Genomic DNA, 19,175 nt, shown 5'->3' on the forward strand with positions numbered 1-19,175 from the left:
CTTCAGTGTTGTTGGAGTTGGTATCACTTGCCCATGACTTCAGTCATGGTGCACGTAAGTTTTCTCTAACTCAGCACCTAGTAAATCACCTCAGCCCACTTTTGACCGGCAATCAACTCTGCCTTACGAACTAACCACGCTTCTTCACTTCCAAGAATTTTAGCAAAAGCCTTATCTAAATTCTCTTTGATTTTCTCGTGACCAGCAACGTAGATATACGTATTGTTTTGATTCAACAACTTCAATACCTCCTCGGCTTTACTTTCAATTGTGGCATCCAAAGTGATTGTATCAGACCATTGACCGTGAGATGTCACTGCTTGGAATGCTTTGAAAGTTGCTTGATCGTAGTATTGTGTTAAGTCGTCGTTTTGCTCATTCATGTACAACATTTCTAGACCGCTCTTAGCACCATAGAATAATCTTACAGCACCTTTCCAATCTTTGACGTTTTCGTAGATATGCTTTACAAATGCTCTGAAAGGAGCAATACCTGTACCCATACCAATCAAAATCATATTGGCTGATTTGTCTTTCGGTAATTGGAAAGCCAAATCAAAAGGACCTGTGATGATTACTTCATCCAATACCTTTCTACTGCAAAGGAAGTTTGAACTTACGCCTTTGTATTGCTCACCATTGAATGCATCAACGTAGTTACATCTTTTTACCAAAAGCGTGATTCTAGTCTTACCATTTACACGAACTGGAATATCAGAAACGCTGTATAATCTGTGATGGTATTTTTGACCAAAATCTCCTTCTTTTTCTACTAAAACACCAAAGCTTTGGTTGACTTTACATTCAAAAGTAGGGTCTTCTACTTCTAAAATAATTTCCCTAACTTCTTCTGATTTAGACGGTGAAACTCTAATACTAAGAATCACTTTCGCCTTATATGTTGTTTCTGTTTTATAATCTGCTAATGAACTCATATCAATATCTTTTTTAATTTAAACATTCGCTTTTTTGAATTGCTTTTTGCAAACTGCTCCACACGAACAGCTTCCACATTGTGATCTATGCTTCAGCACGTCTTCGTCGTTCAGTTCTTCTTTGAAAAGTTGTCCCCAAAGCGATTGAACTACGATCCATGCCACTAAAATGACAACGAGAATTAAGAGTGCTGTGAAATATTTAATTAGCATAGTATTACCCATTTAGTCCTGAAAATCCCATAAATGTGAGTGATAAAATACCACCGATCAACAGTGTTAAAACTGTTCCTTTGACCACATTGGGTACTTCAGCAAATTCCATTTGCTCACGTAATCCGGCCATCAGTAATAAGGCGATTGTAAATCCAGCACCTGCTCCTAAAGCGTAGAATACACTTTGAAAAAGGTCATACCCTTTGTTGGTTTGGAATAATACAAGACCTAGAATGGCACAGTTTGTCGTGATCAAGGGTAAGAAGATACCCAACGCTTGGAAGAGTGAAGGACTCATCTTTTTGATGATCATTTCCACCAATTGTACCGTAGAGGCAATCACAACAATGTAGCTGATCAATTGGAGGAAGGGTGCGTCGATAAATACAAGTAAACTATGAATGCCGTATCCACAAACTGCACTTATCAGCATAACGAATGTCACCGCTCCCCCCATTTTTGTCGCCGTATCCACCTTTCCAGAAACTCCAAGGAAAGGACAAATTCCAAGAAAATACGCTAAAACAAAATTATTGATTAGACAGGCATTTAAGAAAATGCCCCATAAAGGTTCGTTGTTCATGATGATGTCTTTTTAGATTTAAAAATATTAAATACCAAAAGCCAAAATGCTAGTGTAAAGAATCCTCCTGCAGGTAGAATCATCACGATCCAGTCCTGAAACTGATCGGGGAATACCTGAAAACCAAAGAGACTTTTACTGCCTAGTAATTCTCTCACCACGCCCAAGCACAATAGACCAAAAGTGAAACCTACTCCCATACCCAGGGCATCCATGATGGATTTTCCGATGGTATTTTTAGAGGCAAATGCTTCCGCTCTACTCAGAATCAAGCAATTCACTACAATCAGAGAGATAAACGCTCCCAAGCTTTTGTGTAGCTCTACACTGATAGCTTGGATGACATAATCGATGATTGTTACGAAAGTGGCGATAATTAATATATAAGAGGAAATTCTTACTTGTTTTGGAATAAAATTACGTAATGCGGAGATTAAAATATTCGACATTAGTAATACAAAGGCAGTCGCTAAACCCATTGCTAGGGCATTGCTTGCCGTGTTGGTTACAGCCAAAACAGGACACATTCCCAAGACCTGTACGAATACAGGGTTCTCTTTCCATAATCCTTTAATAAACTCATCCGTGGATAAGTCTTTCTTTTTCGGAGGTTCTTTTTCCAATACTGTACTCATCGTTATTGTATTTTTAATTCCGAAATATTACGCTGTATAATTGGAAGCATTTCTGACGTACTTTCATTCAGAATGTTTCCAATGGCTCTTGATGAAATAGTAGCACCCGTGATGCCGTCTACTTCCCATAAGTTGTTCTTTTCTCCACTTTTTACGGTGGTAACAGGGTTGACCAACTGTGATTTGTCAGCATTCAGCTTTACATCCATCGCTTCGAAGTTGGAAAGGAAAACTTCATCTTTTTCGATTTTATCTCCCAAACCTGGCGTCTCTTTACTTTCCAGTACATAGAAACCCACTATCTCTTCTTTCTGAGGATTGTAACCATACAATACCTTGATCACATCAGCATACCCTTGACCAGCTCCTTGGATTGCTATTCCTGCCAATTCACCTTGACCCGTAAATCCTGCATAGACTACCGTCGCTTCTTTTTGGTTTTCAGCTAGAGGCTGGAAATGCCCCTCTTTATCCAAATAAAAAGCTCTTGTTTTCTCAATACCTGGAAGTACTTTGAAGATGGCATTTTGTAATGCTTCTTGTTTTAGGAAAGCAATTCTTTCGGCGGTTCCTTCATAAGTCAGTACAATCAATAAAGCACACAAGGCTCCTATACCGACCATCGCCGTCAACATCTTCTTACTGTTAGATGTTGGTTGCTCCTGTTGTTCTATAGTTGCACTCATGACTTTTTCTTTTTAGATGTACCGTAAACTCTAGGTTTTAGCCATTGATCCAATTGTGGAGACAATGCATTGCCGAGTAAGATGGCGTACATTACCCCTTCAGGGAGTCCACCCCAAATACGGATTACAACGACTAAGATTCCTATAAAAGCACCGTAAACTATGATTCCTTTGGTGGTCAATGGAGATCCTACCATGTCCGTTGCCATAAAGCAAGCACCTAACATTAATCCTCCAGAGAATAACATAAACAATGGAGAAGGGTAGAGTTCTGCATTAAACAAATGCAAGGCACCACTTAGAACGATTACTGAAGTCAGAATACTTGCTGTAATCTTCCAGTTCGCCATTTTTCTCACCATCAAATACACACCACCTGCAAGGATCAAAAAGCTACTTGTTTCGCCTAATGAACCTCCAATCATACCAAAGGCAAGATCGAATGAAGGGGTAATATGATGATCGAATTTAAATGCGGATAATGGTGTCGCTCCTGATGTAATATCGTATACAGGTTCCATAAATGGCAAAGCCAAAACAGAAGATGGAATGCTTGTAAAACGATCAGCGGATAAAGCATCTGTCCAAGTGGTAATCGCTACAGGGAAAGCCGCTTGTAAAACTGCACGTCCTACTAAAGCTGGATTAAAGACATTGTATCCTAATCCTCCAAAAACAAACTTTCCTAAGCCAATAGCAATGAAGCCTCCACAAGCTACCATCCACAACGGAAAGGCAGGAGGGAGGGTCATCCCCAACAGTAAACCTGTGATCACTGCAGAATAATCCGAAGTGGTCACTTTTCTTCCCGAAACTTTACACAAAGCATACTCTGTGATAAGACAAGAAGCAACTGCGGTACCCAAGACCAATAAAGCGGATAAACCAAAAGTGAAAACGGAAAATAAGGCTGCCGGAATTAAGGCATACACAACATTTTTCATTATCACTTGCGTACTATTCCCCTTCACAATGTGGGGAGAAGTACTGATATGTAATGTTTTATTAAGCATGTTGTTTCGCAGATTTTCGTTTTCTAACGATTGATTTTGACAATCTGAAATATTGCACCAGCGGGATATATGAAGGGCAAACGAATGAACATGAACCACACTCGAAGCAGTCCAATAAGTTTTGTTCTTCCGCCATTCTATCATAGGCTTTGAATTTTGCCATCAGACCCATTCTTGATGGATTCAACGATAAAGGACAAGCTTCCACACAAGCACCACATTTGATACAAGGGTGTTCTTCATTTCTGGAAACCACGTCTTCATCATTGAAAACTAGGATACCAGAAGTTCCTTTTACAATTGAAATATCAAGGTTGGAAACGGCCATACCCATCATCGGGCCACCCATATACACCTCACTGATGTTGTCACTGATTCCCACTTGATCCAAAACGTAACGTAAAGGAGTTCCCATCGGAATAAGGTAATTTCCTTTATTTTTCACTCCTGGACCAGTGATCGTGACCACTCTTTCTTGGATGCCCCAACCGTGTGGAAGAAGACGTCCAATCTCTGCAGCTGTTGCCACATTGACCACTACCGCACCTACATCAATAGGCAATCCACCTGAAGGGACTTCAACCCCCATAATGGATGTGATCAACATTTTCTCAGCACCTTGAGGATATTTTACAGGAACGACTTTCACTTCGATAGGAAGATCTTTTGGAATATGACGCTCCAAGTGTTCCGCTGCATCCATTTTGTTGGCTTCAATACCGATGATTGCTTTCGGTGCACCCGTTGCTTTCATCAAGTATTTAATACCATGAATGACATCCTCAGTCTGTTCTAACATTACTCTATGATCGGTTGTGAGATAAGGCTCACATTCGATGCCGTTGATCAAGAGTACTTCACAATTCTTATCATCAGGCACTTTCAGTTTGACGTGAGTCGGGAAAGCCGCTCCACCCAAACCAACAATACCTGCATCTTGAATACCTTTCAAAATCTCATCTGCACTTGCCGTCTCTAGATCGAGGGGCATTCCTTCGGCTACTTCTTGACCAGAAAAAGGGAATACCTCCAGGAAGATTCCTGGAGACATTTTTCCTGAGATGGTAGGGACATTCGCAATCTTACGGATGATCCCTGCTGCAGGAGCGTGAATCGGTACTGATACATAGCCCGTAGACTTTGCAAGCAGTTGACCTCTTTCCACTTCCTGACCCTCTCTTACTACAATTTCTGAAGGAGACCCAATGTGCTGTGCCATGGGTATAATTAGCACCGGAGCGAAATCAAATTGACGAATCGGCAGGTGATTGGTCTCTTCTTTGTACTCCGGTGGATGAACCCCATGTTTGAACGTATCCTTATGAATATTCAACATTTTCATAGGTTCAATCTTTAATTAAATTTCTCTCCTCTTTTAATCCATTTTTCCACGTCTTTCTCAGACATATTAGCCGGTGTACCAGGGTGAATTACGCCAGCAGTACATTTTTCTGCTGCTTTCACAATGTCTTGGTACGTACCGCCGTCAGAGTTTTTGACAAAGGCTTTTTTATCTGAATTATAGCTGAAAATTTTGCTGTTGATTTTAATACACTCATCGCAAGAAGTACATTCTTCTGTCTCTAACCATGGTGCGATATAATCCGCGTTTTGTTCAGCAGCTGGTGACTCAGGGGATGATGCAGTGTCGGAAGAGGCAGTTGAGTTTACCAAACTGTCCATATTTAAATTACCTCCACCGGCTAATTTCATCAAACCCTGAGCAATGTTTCCAACCACTTCAGCTTTGATTTTCTCTTCGATATTTTCTTCAGGTTGTTCTTTCACACCTGCAAGACCTTTCAGCATGATCCAGAAGTCTCTTCTTTCTTCACAAGACTCCACAATCGGATCAGCCACTAACACTCTGTTCAAGTGTTGTTTTCTATCTACAGCCCAGATGAATGGGTATTTACCTTCTCTTTCATCTGCGTCCATTTCAAGGTACTCACTGATCACTACCATATCCTCATTCCAAGCATCACGAGGAACTTGTCTGAAGTGCTTTCTGAAACGAGCTTCAGTCAAGGCAAAATCCGCAAATGTCATATCCAATTCCATTTCCTTCTCTTGCTCATTCTCTAGGTACTTCAATGTGTATGAAGGCCAGTTTTTCTCCATGTCAGGGTTACCTGTCAAGTCGAAGTTCTCTTCCGTTGTTTTACCCATTTCAGGGTTGTACTTGAAGATTGGGTAAGAACGAGACTCTAATGCCAATTTCGCTTGGTGTGCTCCTAAATCATCCGCTACACCGTGCTCTGGCTGACATGTTGTATACAAGTTGAATAAGGCAGGGCGTTTCGCTTGAAGACCGTCAATAAATCCTTCGATCATCTGCGTCGTATTCGCCAATGTACCTTGCAATACATACGTATTTCTGTGTGCCATTGCCAATAAACCGATCTCTTTACGAGGCTCTGATTTACCTTTCCAAACCTTACCGTACTGTGCCATATCAGATACTTGACCGATAAAGCCTGAAGTACATGCTTGACCACCAGTGTTAGAGTATACTTGCGTATCTACAACGATTACTTTGATTGGTTTACCCGAAGCCATCATTCTTGATAGGTTTTGGAAACCGATATCGTACATAGAACCGTCACCACCTAGTGCCACTACAGGAGGGCAAAGGTGCCACTCATCGTCTGAGAATTGCTCCCAGTTGAAGTAAGTGAAGAAGTCGTCATGTTCAGCTGGATTGTACTCTCCGCTTAATTCCAACTCCGCTTTACGGATTGCCTTGAATCCTTCTGCCATTTTCACCATGTGTCCTTCAAATACACCCATTGCTAGTGATGTAGAATCTTGGAATAAGTGGTTGGCCCATGGGAATGGATAAGGGTTGTAAGGATAAGTACTACCCCAAACTGATGTACAACCTGTGGCATTACAAATACCCATATTCGAACGACCTTCACCTGTTGTACCTTGCGTATATTTCCATTTCAGTTGCTTCAATTGAGCAATCAGCTGACTAGTATTTCTTAGCCATTCTTGATCAATTGGCTCACTGCCTTTTTCTTCTTCAAATCGGTTGGTGATATCCGCCATTGTCAAATCTTTGTCCTGCATTTCAGTGACAATTTTCGACATCATATCTGTATCATTCAGATTGACAGTACCGACAAGTTTCGTTTGAAGATGATTTTCCATCTTACCGATCAACTCGTCTAAGTATTTCACATGCTTCTCAACTCTTGGATTCATTAATGATTCCACTGTCGCTGTAAATAAGTGAACTACTGTTTTCTCCGAACAACCTAAACAAGCACCGTCACCTGATGCAAATGCACCGTAAGCGTCCTTGTTCAATAACAATGTTTCTAGAGGTCCGATTTTTTCCTCCAGATCATCAATTCTGTTGTACTTCTCAGGAGTAGTAGGAAGATCTTCCCATAGATCCCACTCACTGCGTAGTTTGGCAACAGCACCTTCTGTTTGAATGACCGTCTTAAGGGCATCATCATTACAAACTTTCACACATTCCATACAACCTTTACAAGTCGCAGGGTTTAATGTGATACTGAATAGACCACCACTGTTTTTCTGTTTTTTCTCATTCAGATGGTAGTAAGGTCTTGTCAATGCAAATTTGAAGTCCCCTAATTCCTCTTTGAACCATCCTAATTCTTCCACTAATTTCGCTTCCGTATCAGGGTTAGCAATTGCCTCATCAATCACTTGATGGATTTGCTGATTCACTGAGATTTTCTCATCATTATCTCCGTTAAATAAACCTCTGATTTGGCTTTCCATCTTACGGATCGCTCTTGGAAGTTCAGTGACTTCAAAATGATTTTTCTTCACTCTCTTCACTACAGTATCTAGTACCGATGAAAGCTCAGAAACTAAACCAGGAAGCGCTGTATCAGGACAAACTGTATAACAGTCACCACAAGCTGTACAATTTTCAGGCACCCACTCCGGATATTCAAAACGAATACCAGTCATGTCTCTGAATAGAGAAGTCGTAGCAGGCATCAAACTTAGACCGATAAATGGATCTGTCAAGTTATCATTACCCATACCTCTTTGGTAGAAGTTACCTGTTTGCTCCCAGAAACGGTGTACATCACTCAATTTCGACTCACTGACAGGACGTTCTTTCAACATCTTCGGTACTGTAACAGCACCCGCATCTTTCTTCTGAGATGTTGTAGTTAATTCCTTGTTTGTGATCTCATGAATTTCAGTGAAACCTCTCTTCACCACACGCATGTTGTCATCTACAACACGTTGTCCTTTGGCTCCGAATTTATATTGTAATTGATCCTCGATGGCTTTCAATAAAGTCTCATCTGTAAGACCTGCTTTTTCTTTTAATGGAGAAGCCGAGAAGAATGCACCTTGGAAGGCGATACCTTGCATACGAAGCTGTAATTCTGGATCTGTAGCTTCCTCTCTTGCGATCTTAAATCCATCGATATACCAGATATGAATATCGTTTTGGATGATCAGTTTTTGATACTGTTTTGGAATATCAGCCCATACCTCTTCAGGTGTTTCTTTTTCACTTTGAATAATGAAATGACCACCTTTTTTTAAACCTGCTAACGCGTTTGTATGCTTGAATACGTTAGGGTCTGGAGAAAGCACCACATCCACGAAGTAATACTCGCAATTGATACGAATTGGCTCTGGCGCTGCTGCTAAGTAATAGGTAGTAGGTTGACCTTTTTTCTCCGATCCATATTTAGGGTTGGCTTTGATATCATAACCCAATAGATCGAATAATGTCATGGCTAAGTTCTTACCTGTAGTAATGGCACCCCAACCACCTACGGAGTGGAAACGAACCGTTACCGCACCATCAGGCATTAAGTTAGGATTTTCAGAACCTCTAACGGCCAAGTCTTGAATATTTGGATAAGCCTTTTGGATGCTTTCCTGATATGCTCTTTGTTTTGGTGAAAGTGGATTTTCCTTTAAGAAATCAATCGATAAGTAGAACATTTTCTTCTGCGCACCGTCAGGCAACATGTTTTCTACTGCACCGATAATTCCTTCCGGTTGTAAATCTCTACTACCCATACCAAATGATCCTGAGTACAATACAGGGAAATCTTCTGGCTTCGTATAGCTTGCCAACGTAGGATAAGGAACATTCTTACGGTGTGCACCATTCTCGATACACTTCGTCACTACAGATCTGATCTCTCTCATGATTGGAAGATCTTCTGCCAATGGCTGATCCAAACGTTCTAATACAACTACACCTTTTCTACCCTTCAAGATATGACCTAGCATATCCGCAGGGAAAGGTCTAAACATCACTAAATCAACTACACCAATCTTAAGACCTCTTGTTTCTCTTAAGTAATCAACTACCACTTCCGCCGAAGAAACCACACTACCTTGCCCTAAGATCAAGTAATCCGCATCTTCGATTTTGTAAGTCATTACTCTTTCATACAGACGACCCGTCAGTTCAGCAAAATCTTTGAATGCTTGGTCTGTAATTTCTTGAATATGATCAAAGAAGAATGGACGCTGTGCTGCAACACTCTGCATATAAGCATCTTGGTTTTGTACCAAACCTGCCATCAATGGATTATCCACATCCCAGATTTCAGGAATTCTTCTTCTTTTATCTCCATAAATCAGGCGTTGTGCCTCAGTAGGAGTATCTATAATATCGTCCGGTCTACCTAAGTACTCTTTGATCAGTTCTCTTTCTGGAAGGCTCAGAGACTCAATAAGGTGAGTCGTCAAGAAACCATCCTGAGCAATGATACCAGGAGTCAGTGCCAGTTCGGCAATTTTGTGGGAAATAATATTTAAATCAGCAACGTGTTGTGCCTTTTTGGCAAACAACTGGAAGAACCCAGTATCGTCTACTGCATGGTAATCATCGTGTCCGGCATGTACATTCAATGTAGACTTTGTCATGGCACGAGCACCGATGTTCAATACATAAGTCAATCGCTTACCAACAGCGGCATAAAGTGATTCATGCATGTAAGCAATACCTTGACCAGATGAGAAGTTGGTGGCACGCTGACCTGTCATGGATAAACCAGCTGTAACGGCGGCGGCGGCATGTTCACCTTCCGGTTCAATAAAAATTAAAGGTTTATCAGAAATGTTTAAATGTCCTCTGGCAGCTTCTTCTGCCCAATATTCGCCCATCTGAGTAGAAGGGGTAATAGGATACGCACCTGCTGCATCCGTAGACTCTCTTTCACACATGATGGCAACTGTATTACCATCCATTGCTACACGCTTTCCAGGGTATTTCGCTTTAGAAGATTTGTGGTCCTTCATCGTCGTTGATTTAGTCTTGATTATATTTTTTCGTTTTCTTTAGGGTGTACAAATCCATCCTCAAAAAGTCTGTTTTTTTTGAAGCAAAAGATTGAAAGTGTTGGTGGTATCTAACTCACTTTCATTAAATCATCTGAATTTGTACTCCATGAACCTTTGTTCAAATGGAGAGTATTCCTCTCACATAAAAATGTTCCAAGTAGTAGTTGTTTTTTATAGGCTTAACGTAAGTAATAGGCCAAATAGCTTTGGCGTATAACTCATTATCCTTTAAGAGTAACCTTAATAATTAATGCACTCTAATTGGCAGAAGATGGCTTACTTCAATTATTTAAATAGGACTGCCATAAGAGTTGGTAAGAACGGATCTTCAATTCATACTTTGCTTTTCTATGAAGATTTTGGATTGGTTACGGCTCAAAAGTTAGTGCTAAGACATCCCTTTTATGGAACACTTTTTATCAATTGTATACATCTAGAGTTATAAAAACGCTAATGTGGCTTTAAATTGATCATCATTGCATTGGTGGTTATTGGTCCTTGGAACATGTTCAAAATCAATTGAAAATGCCCTTAATTACTTTTCATTCACTAATGTAGGTTAACACGATGGGTTGCGATATGATCGTCCTCAATAGAAAACATGACGAAAGTCAGTTTTGCGATTAAAAAATGCATTTATGACACTTCTAGCCTATTTTTTATGACTTATGTTATTTAATTATAAATGTCGTTATAACACTAATTTAAAATTAATACAAATAAGATTAAACGTGTCGTAAATACACTAAATAGCGAAATTTCGCCTTGCTTTCATCATAATACTTTTTAAATTGCAGTATGCTTACTTCACCAACAAACGCAATACCCGATGATACAAAAACATTCACACCAAAAAGAGATCCAGGAGTTGCTTAGCTTCTGTAAGAATGCTCAAAATAATGTAGAACAGTATCTTAGAACTGATACTTACTATAATAGAAGTATGATGTTAATTACGTTTGAGCATTTGTTCATACACCTTGAAGATTATCTTGTAGATACTTTTCAAGATTTTGATAGGCAAAGCTATGTGGATTGTACAGCGTCAACTATGCCTGTTTATGATTACGACGGGAAAGTGTTTACATTGGAATGTGCTTCAGAGTGGGTAGGCTGTAAGATCTTTGGAGATGCAGAGGAGATAGAGCAATTATTATTGCACAATGATATTGTTGATTGGAAGATCGTACAAAATAATTTAAGAAAAACGAGAGCGTTAGTAAAAGGTTTGCGTCAAGATAAAAATAAGATGCCGACCAAGAAACATAGAATATAAATTACTGTTTTTATTTCTTTTGGAAACCACCTTGATTTAGAGAGGTGGTTTTTTTTTGCTATATTTTTTTGAATAAAATTTTCCAACACTTTATGAACGTAAAATACATAACTTCTGAACATACTTTATATCAAGAAGCAAAAGCAATTCGCATTCAATGTTTCTTTGAAGGACTTGAAAATGCAGAACAACTCATTCATGATCAATTTGAGAAGGAGGGTTTTCATTTGATTTATCTTAATGAAGAAAATCAAGTTTTGGGGACAGGGAGATTAAATATTGAAGTGGACACAGGCATTATTTCTCAAATGGCTATTGCACCAGAACATCAAGGTAAAGGAATAGGAGGAATCATTTTAGATCAATTAATAATAAAGAGCAAATCAATGAATATAACCCAAATACGTTTGAGTGCAAGGTTGACTGCTCAGTCATTTTATCAGAAAAGAAACTTTCAACAAGTTGGGGAGGTTTACCCTTCTAAAAAAACAGGCATTATGCATGTGAACATGATTTTAGTTCTCTAAATGAATTTATTGTTAAAATGCATTTCAACCGGTTTAAATACTTAAAACAATGACGATTATCATCAAAAAAATGTTAAGGTTTAGATATATTGCGTAAGCTTTAAAAATCCAATTACGAATGAAGACTTTGTCAAGTTTTCAACTTAATAACCCCTACTAAAAACAATTCCGCTTGCATATATGGGAATGTAAGTACACACACACATAAAACTTTTACTCCAATGTATAATTCAAATCTGAAAGTCAAAAAACTATTAATCGGTCTGTGCTTAAACGAAGGAAGAACTATCGAAGAAGTTGCACAACATTTAGGCTTATCCTCTAATCAAGACGAAATCAAAGAAATCGTAGACATCCTTGAAGACGAAGGTTTCATCCAGAACACAAGTTTAGGTTACAAAAACACCACAACAGAACTTACCGCTAAAGGTTCCAGAGAAGCTTCCACATTATTGGAAGTAGCCTATTAAAAAAGAATTTTGAATCGCCCTTTAGTTATTACACTACAGGGCTTTTTTATTGATTTCTTTTCCCCAAATACGAATGTATTCGATTGTAAACCTGGAGGGAAGTTCATTTTCTTTCGGTAAGCCATATTCCTTTGCCAAACTAGTGTTTACCCATACTTCAAATGAGTCTTTTGAAATTGGCCATGCTACTTCAAACTGTGTATTGTTGATCGAATAAATCTCTTGACCATCAAGATATAGTTTTAAATAATGCTGATCCCACTCGAAACCGTAGACATGAAAATCATTGGTGAGGTTACCTTTATTAAGTAAAGGTATGCTCAGCAGTTTTTTACGGTTCAACTGTGTAGTTGAATCTAAGGAATAATACCTGAATAGAAATGGAGTTCTCTCCATGTATTGATAAAAGCGGGGTTTTCCCACAATATCAAAAAGGTGAAGCTCAAAAAGTGAGTTACGAATACCAAAGCTACTTTGAATACTGGAATTGGCCACTTTGGCTTTTATTTCCACATATCCTTTGTCAATTTTCTGTTTACTTACAATGCCTCCTGTTGTCACATTTTCATATATCTTACCATTATACCTCTCCTTTGAAAACTTAGAATGAGGTTGCCATTCAGAGGAGATAATCAACTGATCTTTAGTTAACTTTATATTGTCACTGAAAAATTGTGACGGTGCATCTCCTTTCCAAAGATGATACCTGTTGTTGCTTCCTTGAACAAACCATTTTGTAGTATCAATTCTTCCATTTTTAAATTCATCACTTAGTGCTTCAATTAATCTCCAATTATTTGGTTTTGAGTGTGTTGAAAATGGAATTATTTCGTCATCATCAATATTTATTTCTACATTAGGTTGCTGGGGTATTTGCTTTTGGCATGAAAAGAATAAAATAAGTAGTACCGCTATATTAAAAGATTGTTGCATGTTATATACAAATACATTCGAGATAATTTTACACTAATTTAATAGCTTGTAACATTCTTTAATTCATTTAAATTACCTAGTTTTTGACCTTTAATTACCTTCTTCATTAAACTATTGGCAGAATTTATCAGGACTGCTTATCTTTATAATCGTAGTTTTTTTGGAGGGTAAGAAAGCAGTAGTTATCCCTCAAAACTTCTGTTCTGATTCTTATTTTCGAGTAAAGGAACAATACATCAACACTTTTTTATTATAGAATGCACTATCAGGTCCACTTTTTTAATACCATTCAATACCGCTGTTTATTATTTCTTTTTTGTTTTCTGAATTCACTGTCACTATGGGGCAGTAATGTAGAGATCAACATCACAAAACAGTTGACTTATAAAGAAGGACTTTCTCACTTTGGTGTAACTTCACTGGAAGTGGATAAAAATGGATTGCTTTGGGTGGGCACTTTTAAAGGATTGAATGTTTATGATGGCTATGAGTTTAAAAGTTATTATTATCAAGATACACCTTCACTTCTAAGTAATAGAATTACGGCTCTTCATAAAGACAAGAACAACAATATTCTGATTGGTACTGAAAAAGGCTTGGCTTTATATAGAGAAAACTTGGATCGGTTTGATTCACTTTTTTTGACTGAAGAAGTAATTAAAAGGAATGAATCAACTTCTATTACTGACATAGTAGAAACACAACAATATGTGGTATGTAATATTTCGAATGGATGGTTGATTGTTGTTGAAAAAGAGAATTATACCATTGTTGGGGAGTTTCATCCCTTGCCTGAAAATAGAAATAATTTTAAGGCATTTCACATCTCTGAGTTTGTAGAAGACCAAATTCTCATCGCTTCCAATAGAGGTTTGCTCACTTATGATCTTCAAAAGAAAACGTATAGAAATAACAGCTTTCAGCAATTTAACTATTGTGTAGATGTAGCTTTTGATGGCCATAAAACCATTTATGCCTTGAGTTATACAGATGTTTTTATTTTTCAATACGATAGTGTCACTAATAGAGTCAATCATGTGACCACAATTCTAAAAGATGAATATTTTTCTAGAGTTGAAATTGGATTAAATGGAGAATTATGGTTGTTGAAAAACAATAATTCAATTGCATTGATTACAGAGCCGAACTATCATAAAAATATCTATCAGAATATCGTGTATTATAACTTTATGAATGATTTTACACGTTTAAGCAGTATCACATTTGGGAAGCACGGCGGTTGGATTGGGAGTTTTAATCAGGGAATTTTTCAATTCAAAACAGACAAACCTTTCTTTCAGTATACAGGACTTAAAGAAAAATACAAAGAATATAAATCAAGTCAGGTCATCAATATAGTTCCTTTTTCTAGTCATCAGGTTTATGTTACACTCAATGTGAACGATAATAAATTATTTGATTTGAATGATTTGTCTATCAAAAATATCAAACATCCAAAAATTAATAACCAATTGATATCTAAAGTGTTGATTGATCGACATAACAGTGTTTGGGGTGGAAGTAAGCGTAAAGGAATCTTCAGAAAGAAAAATATAAACGCCGAATGGCAACAGTTGAAAATAAAGGGAGATCCCGATTTTATTATTGAAGGAGCTCAGACCTTTGTAGAAGATGGAAATGGTGATATTTGGCTAGCAGGTTTGGAAGCTTTGTATAAGTTTTGTCTGGATAAGAACGGTAAAATTTTAAAAGTGGACAAATTGGGACAATTGGATGATTTGGAGTATGATACCAATTTGCTCATAAATGTAATGTATTATGATGAGCTTGAAAATTGCATTTGGATTGGGACAAATGGAAATGGATTATACAAAGTTGCTCTGAATAAAAGTCATACCCTTGCTGTTGAAGATTGCTGTAAGGTGAAAATGTCGGAGGCATGTCCATTGGAGGGTTCTATTATTACGTGTATTAAAAGATTGCCTAATAAAGAATTGTGGGTTGGTGTATTGGAAGGTGGAATTTCTAAAGTAGTCAAAGAAGGGGAAGGTTATTGTTTTGAGACTTTTACAGAAGAAGACGGTTTGGATGATAATGATGTGATGACTTTTGAGTTTGATATTTTCAATAGGCTTTGGATAGCGACTAATAAGGGCATCAATCAATTTGATCCGGCGACAAAAACCTTTGTCAATTATACCACAAGCGATGGAATTGTTCCGGCTTCATTTGAGGTCGTTTCTACAAAATTGGAAAATGGATTAATGGTTTTTGGAGGAAATAATGGTTTATGCTATTTCGATCCTAATCAGATTTCTACAAAAATTGACGAGCCTGAACTTTTATTTGGAGAACTGAGAATTCATAATAAGAAAATTACAGTAAATAGTGGGGAAGAGGCTGTTCTTTCCAAAGTATTGAATGAGACGGAAGAGATTACATTAGAACATGATCAGAACTCCTTTTCTTTTGAATTGATTTCTCTTCATTATGAAAATGCCAATACTTATGGATTGAGGTATAGATTACTACCGAAAGAAAAAAATTGGAGCAGTACTACTTCTAATAATAAAATAGCTTCTTATAACTTACTGCCTGCTGGAGAATATACATTTGAGGTACAGGCCTCTAATTCAAAAAATGAATGGTCAGAAAGCAGAAAGATAAAAATTAATATTTGTGAGGCTTGGTGGAAGACTTTTTGGGCAAAGGTAGTTTATTTATGCCTTTTCTTGATTGGAATTGCGATCATTATGGTAGTCATTATTCGAATTAAATCATTGAGCTATAGGCTGAAGTTGGAAAATTTGGAAAAGAACCGACTGAAAGATTTAGATGCTGCCCGATTGAAGTTGTTCATGAATATTTCTCATGAATTCAGAACACCTCTGACGCTTATTAATGGTCCGATTGCTCTTCTAAAGAATATGTTTGAGAATAATCAAGATGCATTCGAGCATATTGATTTAGTACAGCGGCAATCAAAGAAAATGCTTCAATTGGTAGATCAGGTGCATGAAATCAGAAAAGCAGACCAGAATTTATTAAAGCTCAAAAAGAAAAATTTTGATTTTACTCACTTCATTACTGATGTTAAAAAGGATTTTGATCAGCTGGCAGAAAAATCGAAAAAGACTTTAAAACTGATTGGTACCGATCATCAGTTGATGGTAGATGCAGACAAGGGTAAGCTGGAGATTGTGATCAATAACCTTCTAAATAATGCTTTTAAGTTTACTGAAACGGAAGATACTATTACAATTTCTTATGATTGTAAAGGAGAAACATTAATGCTAAGTGTGGAAGATACCGGAAGAGGAATTTCAGCGGAAAACCAGAAAAACATTTTTAAGCGTTTCTATCAATCAGACAATAAAGATGTTTATACCGCAGGGTCAGGTATTGGTCTCGAACTTTCTAAAATGATCATTGATTTACACGGAGGGTCTGTTGTGGTTGATAGTGAAATTGGGAAAGGGACAAAGTTTACGATTGAATTACCTATCAATGTGAAAGTGCAGGAGCAGTTAAGCGATATTAAGGTTGAAGAAACCATCAAGGAGGAATCGCATGAACAACGTCAGAGAACTTTGAATGAGATGGTAGATATTTCTTTCTTGACCAAAGGGAGTAATTCCAAAAACAGTTTGATATATTATGTAGAGGACAATGTGGATTTGAGAAATTTTGTTTCCAATATTCTTTCTCAACATTATAAAGTAAAAACATTTGACCATGGACAAGCTTGTGTAGATGCCTTAGGAAGTGAATGGCCTGATCTGATTTTAAGTGATATTCTAATGCCAGTGATGAACGGTTTAGAGCTTTGTGAAATCGTTAAGGGAAATGTAAAGACCAGTCATTTGCCAATTGTTTTGCTGACGTCCAAGTCTTCAAGTGATGAAAAAATAGAAGGAATGAATGTGGGAGCGGACGCCTACTTGACAAAGCCTTTTGAAATTAAACAGGTGGTAGCCACAATTGAGAATATTTTGAAGAGTAGAAAAGTGCTTCAAGACAGGTTCCAAATGGAAGTGCCTTTGCCTATTAAAAAGAAAGAACTCTCAGATGCCGATCAGAAGTTTATAGAAGATTTTACTAACCTTCTTAATGAAAACCTTTCCAATGAAAATATAGACCTTCAGGAGTTCTCCAAGGAGCTATTGATGAGTCGAAGTCAATTCTTCAGAAGAATAAAGAGTATCACCAACTCTACACCTAATGATATAATAAGAACTTTCAAATTAAAGAAAGCGGCAGAACTGCTATTGATTAAAGAAAATACCGTTAATGATGTGGTAATCATGACAGGCTTCAAAAATAGAACACATTTCAGTAAATTATTCAAAGATCATTTTGGAGTCAGTCCAGGTAAATATGCAAGTGAAGCCAATGAGAAAATAAATAAAAACACTCCATCTTAGGGGCAGTCCTAAGTTACTGCTCAACTCCCCATAAAAATCAATGTCTTTTTTAGTGTCATAGATGTAAAACTACGTGTTTGATACCTTCAGGGTGGTTTTGAGACGCAAAATGACACTGAAAACAACAAAATTGATACGCCTTCAAATCAATATTCATGGAATAAGTGTGAATTTTACGATGTCAACAATGGACAATTAATCTATCGCAAATACAATTATCTATTGGACATTTTTTTACACTATATGTACCTGTTATAATACTACGCTTGGTACAGTTTGAAATGAATTATTAACGACTCTCTTGATTGAGAATTTAATTATCTGACTTATGAAATTGGTTTTTAAAGACACTGAATCGAAAGAAAATAAGGCTATCACAGTTTCCCAAAAAACGACACCTTGTTACGACACGCTTTGGCACTATCATCAACAGTACGAACTTATTTTTATTCAAAAAGGAAGTGGTCTCCGCTTTGTGGGAGATGATGTATCTTCTTTTTCTGCTGGTGACCTTGTGATTGTGGGGCCTTACTTGCCACACTTGTGGCGTAATGATGAAGGGCAAGGAGATGTAAGCATTTTGGTGATGAAGTTTGAGAAAAACTTTATGGGACAAGGGACTTTTGATAAACCTATTTTCTCGAAAATCAATGACCTTTTAGAAAAATCAAAATTCGGAGTTTCATTCTCTAATGATCTGGGCTTGTCAATTGAAGGAGAGCTTATGGAATGCCTTGAGAAATCAACAGCGGAGCAATCTATTTATTTATTGAGTTTGTTGAATCGTTTAGCGCAAGATGGAGAGGTAAAGAAGTTGTCTACATCAGACATGAGACAGCAAGGAGATACAAGTTCAGATAGAATTGACAGAGTATTAAAATACATTTCAGATAACTATGAGAAAGATATTGATCTTCAAGAGATTGCAGATATCGCATGTTTGACATCCAATTCTTTCTGCAGGTTCTTCAAAAAAGTAACCAATAAATCTTTCAAACAATATCTTAACGAGGTAAGAATCAGAAATGCCAGCAGACTTTTGGTACAAGAGAATTATCAAATATCAGATGTTTGCTATGAGGTAGGATTCAACTCAATTACCAACTTCAATAAGCAATTTAAAATGATCATTGGCAAGACGCCAAGAGAATTTAGAATGGCCATTTAAGAGGATAATTTAGTAGGGTAATTTTGAGTAACCTTTGGC

14 protein-coding genes are annotated in these 19,175 nt (G+C 37.5%); 5 read left to right on the forward strand and 9 right to left on the reverse strand.

The window, feature by feature from the left end; translation table 11 throughout:
- Window positions 1-77: 77 nt before the first annotated feature.
- From AVL50_RS31835 to AVL50_RS31870, 8 genes are read right to left on the reverse strand one after another with little or no spacing between them, the layout of a single operon-like run.
- The gene (locus AVL50_RS31835) at window positions 78-935 is read right to left on the reverse strand and encodes a ferredoxin-NADP reductase (RefSeq protein WP_062621988.1); all 858 of its coding nucleotides are present in this window, start codon (window positions 933-935) and stop codon (window positions 78-80) included.
- Window positions 936-953: 18 nt separating this feature from the next.
- Window positions 954-1,148, reverse strand: a complete 195-nt coding sequence (locus AVL50_RS31840) for a hypothetical protein (RefSeq protein WP_156152505.1) — start codon at window positions 1,146-1,148, stop codon at window positions 954-956.
- Window positions 1,149-1,152: 4 nt separating this feature from the next.
- Window positions 1,153-1,734 carry an electron transport complex protein RnfA gene (locus tag AVL50_RS31845; RefSeq protein WP_062621989.1) on the reverse strand — a complete coding sequence of 194 codons (582 nt, stop codon included), beginning with the start codon at window positions 1,732-1,734 and terminating at the stop codon, window positions 1,153-1,155.
- On the reverse strand, window positions 1,731-2,369 hold the full coding sequence (gene rsxE / locus AVL50_RS31850; RefSeq protein WP_062621991.1) for an electron transport complex subunit RsxE: 639 nt from the start codon (window positions 2,367-2,369) through the stop codon (window positions 1,731-1,733). Before rsxE ends, AVL50_RS31845 begins: the two co-directional genes overlap by 4 nt.
- Window positions 2,370-2,371: 2 nt before the next feature.
- Complete coding sequence (locus tag AVL50_RS31855; protein WP_062621993.1) at window positions 2,372-3,055, reverse strand: FMN-binding protein; 684 nt, start codon at window positions 3,053-3,055, stop codon at window positions 2,372-2,374.
- Entirely contained in the window at window positions 3,052-4,068 is a 1,017-nt protein-coding gene (locus AVL50_RS31860) for an RnfABCDGE type electron transport complex subunit D (protein WP_044210841.1), read from the reverse strand. The genes AVL50_RS31855 and AVL50_RS31860 overlap by 4 nt, the downstream gene beginning before the upstream one ends.
- The gene (rsxC, locus tag AVL50_RS31865; RefSeq protein WP_216639116.1) at window positions 4,061-5,404 is read right to left on the reverse strand and encodes an electron transport complex subunit RsxC; all 1,344 of its coding nucleotides are present in this window, start codon (window positions 5,402-5,404) and stop codon (window positions 4,061-4,063) included. Before rsxC ends, AVL50_RS31860 begins: the two co-directional genes overlap by 8 nt.
- A 17-nt stretch (window positions 5,405-5,421) precedes the next feature.
- Window positions 5,422-10,335, reverse strand: coding sequence for a 2-oxoacid:acceptor oxidoreductase family protein (locus AVL50_RS31870; protein WP_062621997.1), 4,914 nt, complete (start codon window positions 10,333-10,335; stop codon window positions 5,422-5,424).
- 871 nt (window positions 10,336-11,206) lie between these two features.
- On the opposite strand from AVL50_RS31870, the gene AVL50_RS31875 reads away from it, so the two are divergent.
- The 3 genes from AVL50_RS31875 (at window position 11,207) to AVL50_RS31885 (ending at window position 12,650) form a co-directional block, all read left to right on the forward strand.
- A complete protein-coding gene (locus AVL50_RS31875; protein ID WP_062621998.1) occupies window positions 11,207-11,653 on the forward strand; it encodes a hypothetical protein in 447 nt (148 codons plus the stop codon).
- Between the two features lie 92 nt (window positions 11,654-11,745).
- On the forward strand, window positions 11,746-12,180 hold the full coding sequence (locus tag AVL50_RS31880) for a GNAT family N-acetyltransferase (protein WP_062622000.1): 435 nt from the start codon (window positions 11,746-11,748) through the stop codon (window positions 12,178-12,180).
- Between the two features lie 221 nt (window positions 12,181-12,401).
- A complete protein-coding gene (locus AVL50_RS31885) occupies window positions 12,402-12,650 on the forward strand; it encodes a hypothetical protein (RefSeq protein ID WP_062622002.1) in 249 nt (82 codons plus the stop codon).
- Between the two features lie 33 nt (window positions 12,651-12,683).
- Here AVL50_RS31885 and AVL50_RS31890 read toward each other — a convergent pair whose 3' ends face one another.
- Window positions 12,684-13,583, reverse strand: a complete 900-nt coding sequence (locus tag AVL50_RS31890) for a family 16 glycosylhydrolase (RefSeq protein WP_062622004.1) — start codon at window positions 13,581-13,583, stop codon at window positions 12,684-12,686.
- 257 nt (window positions 13,584-13,840) lie between these two features.
- On the opposite strand from AVL50_RS31890, the gene AVL50_RS31895 reads away from it, so the two are divergent.
- Window positions 13,841-17,968 (forward strand): ATP-binding protein, encoded by a 4,128-nt coding sequence (locus AVL50_RS31895; RefSeq protein ID WP_062622006.1) that lies wholly within the window; start codon window positions 13,841-13,843, stop codon window positions 17,966-17,968.
- Between the two features lie 328 nt (window positions 17,969-18,296).
- Window positions 18,297-19,136 carry an AraC family transcriptional regulator gene (locus tag AVL50_RS31900; RefSeq protein ID WP_062622007.1) on the forward strand — a complete coding sequence of 280 codons (840 nt, stop codon included), beginning with the start codon at window positions 18,297-18,299 and terminating at the stop codon, window positions 19,134-19,136.
- The last annotated feature ends 39 nt before the right edge of the window (window positions 19,137-19,175 follow it).

It is taken from the genome of Flammeovirga sp. SJP92 (assembly GCF_001583495.1).
Taxonomy (GTDB): Bacteria; Bacteroidota; Bacteroidia; order Cytophagales; family Flammeovirgaceae; genus Flammeovirga.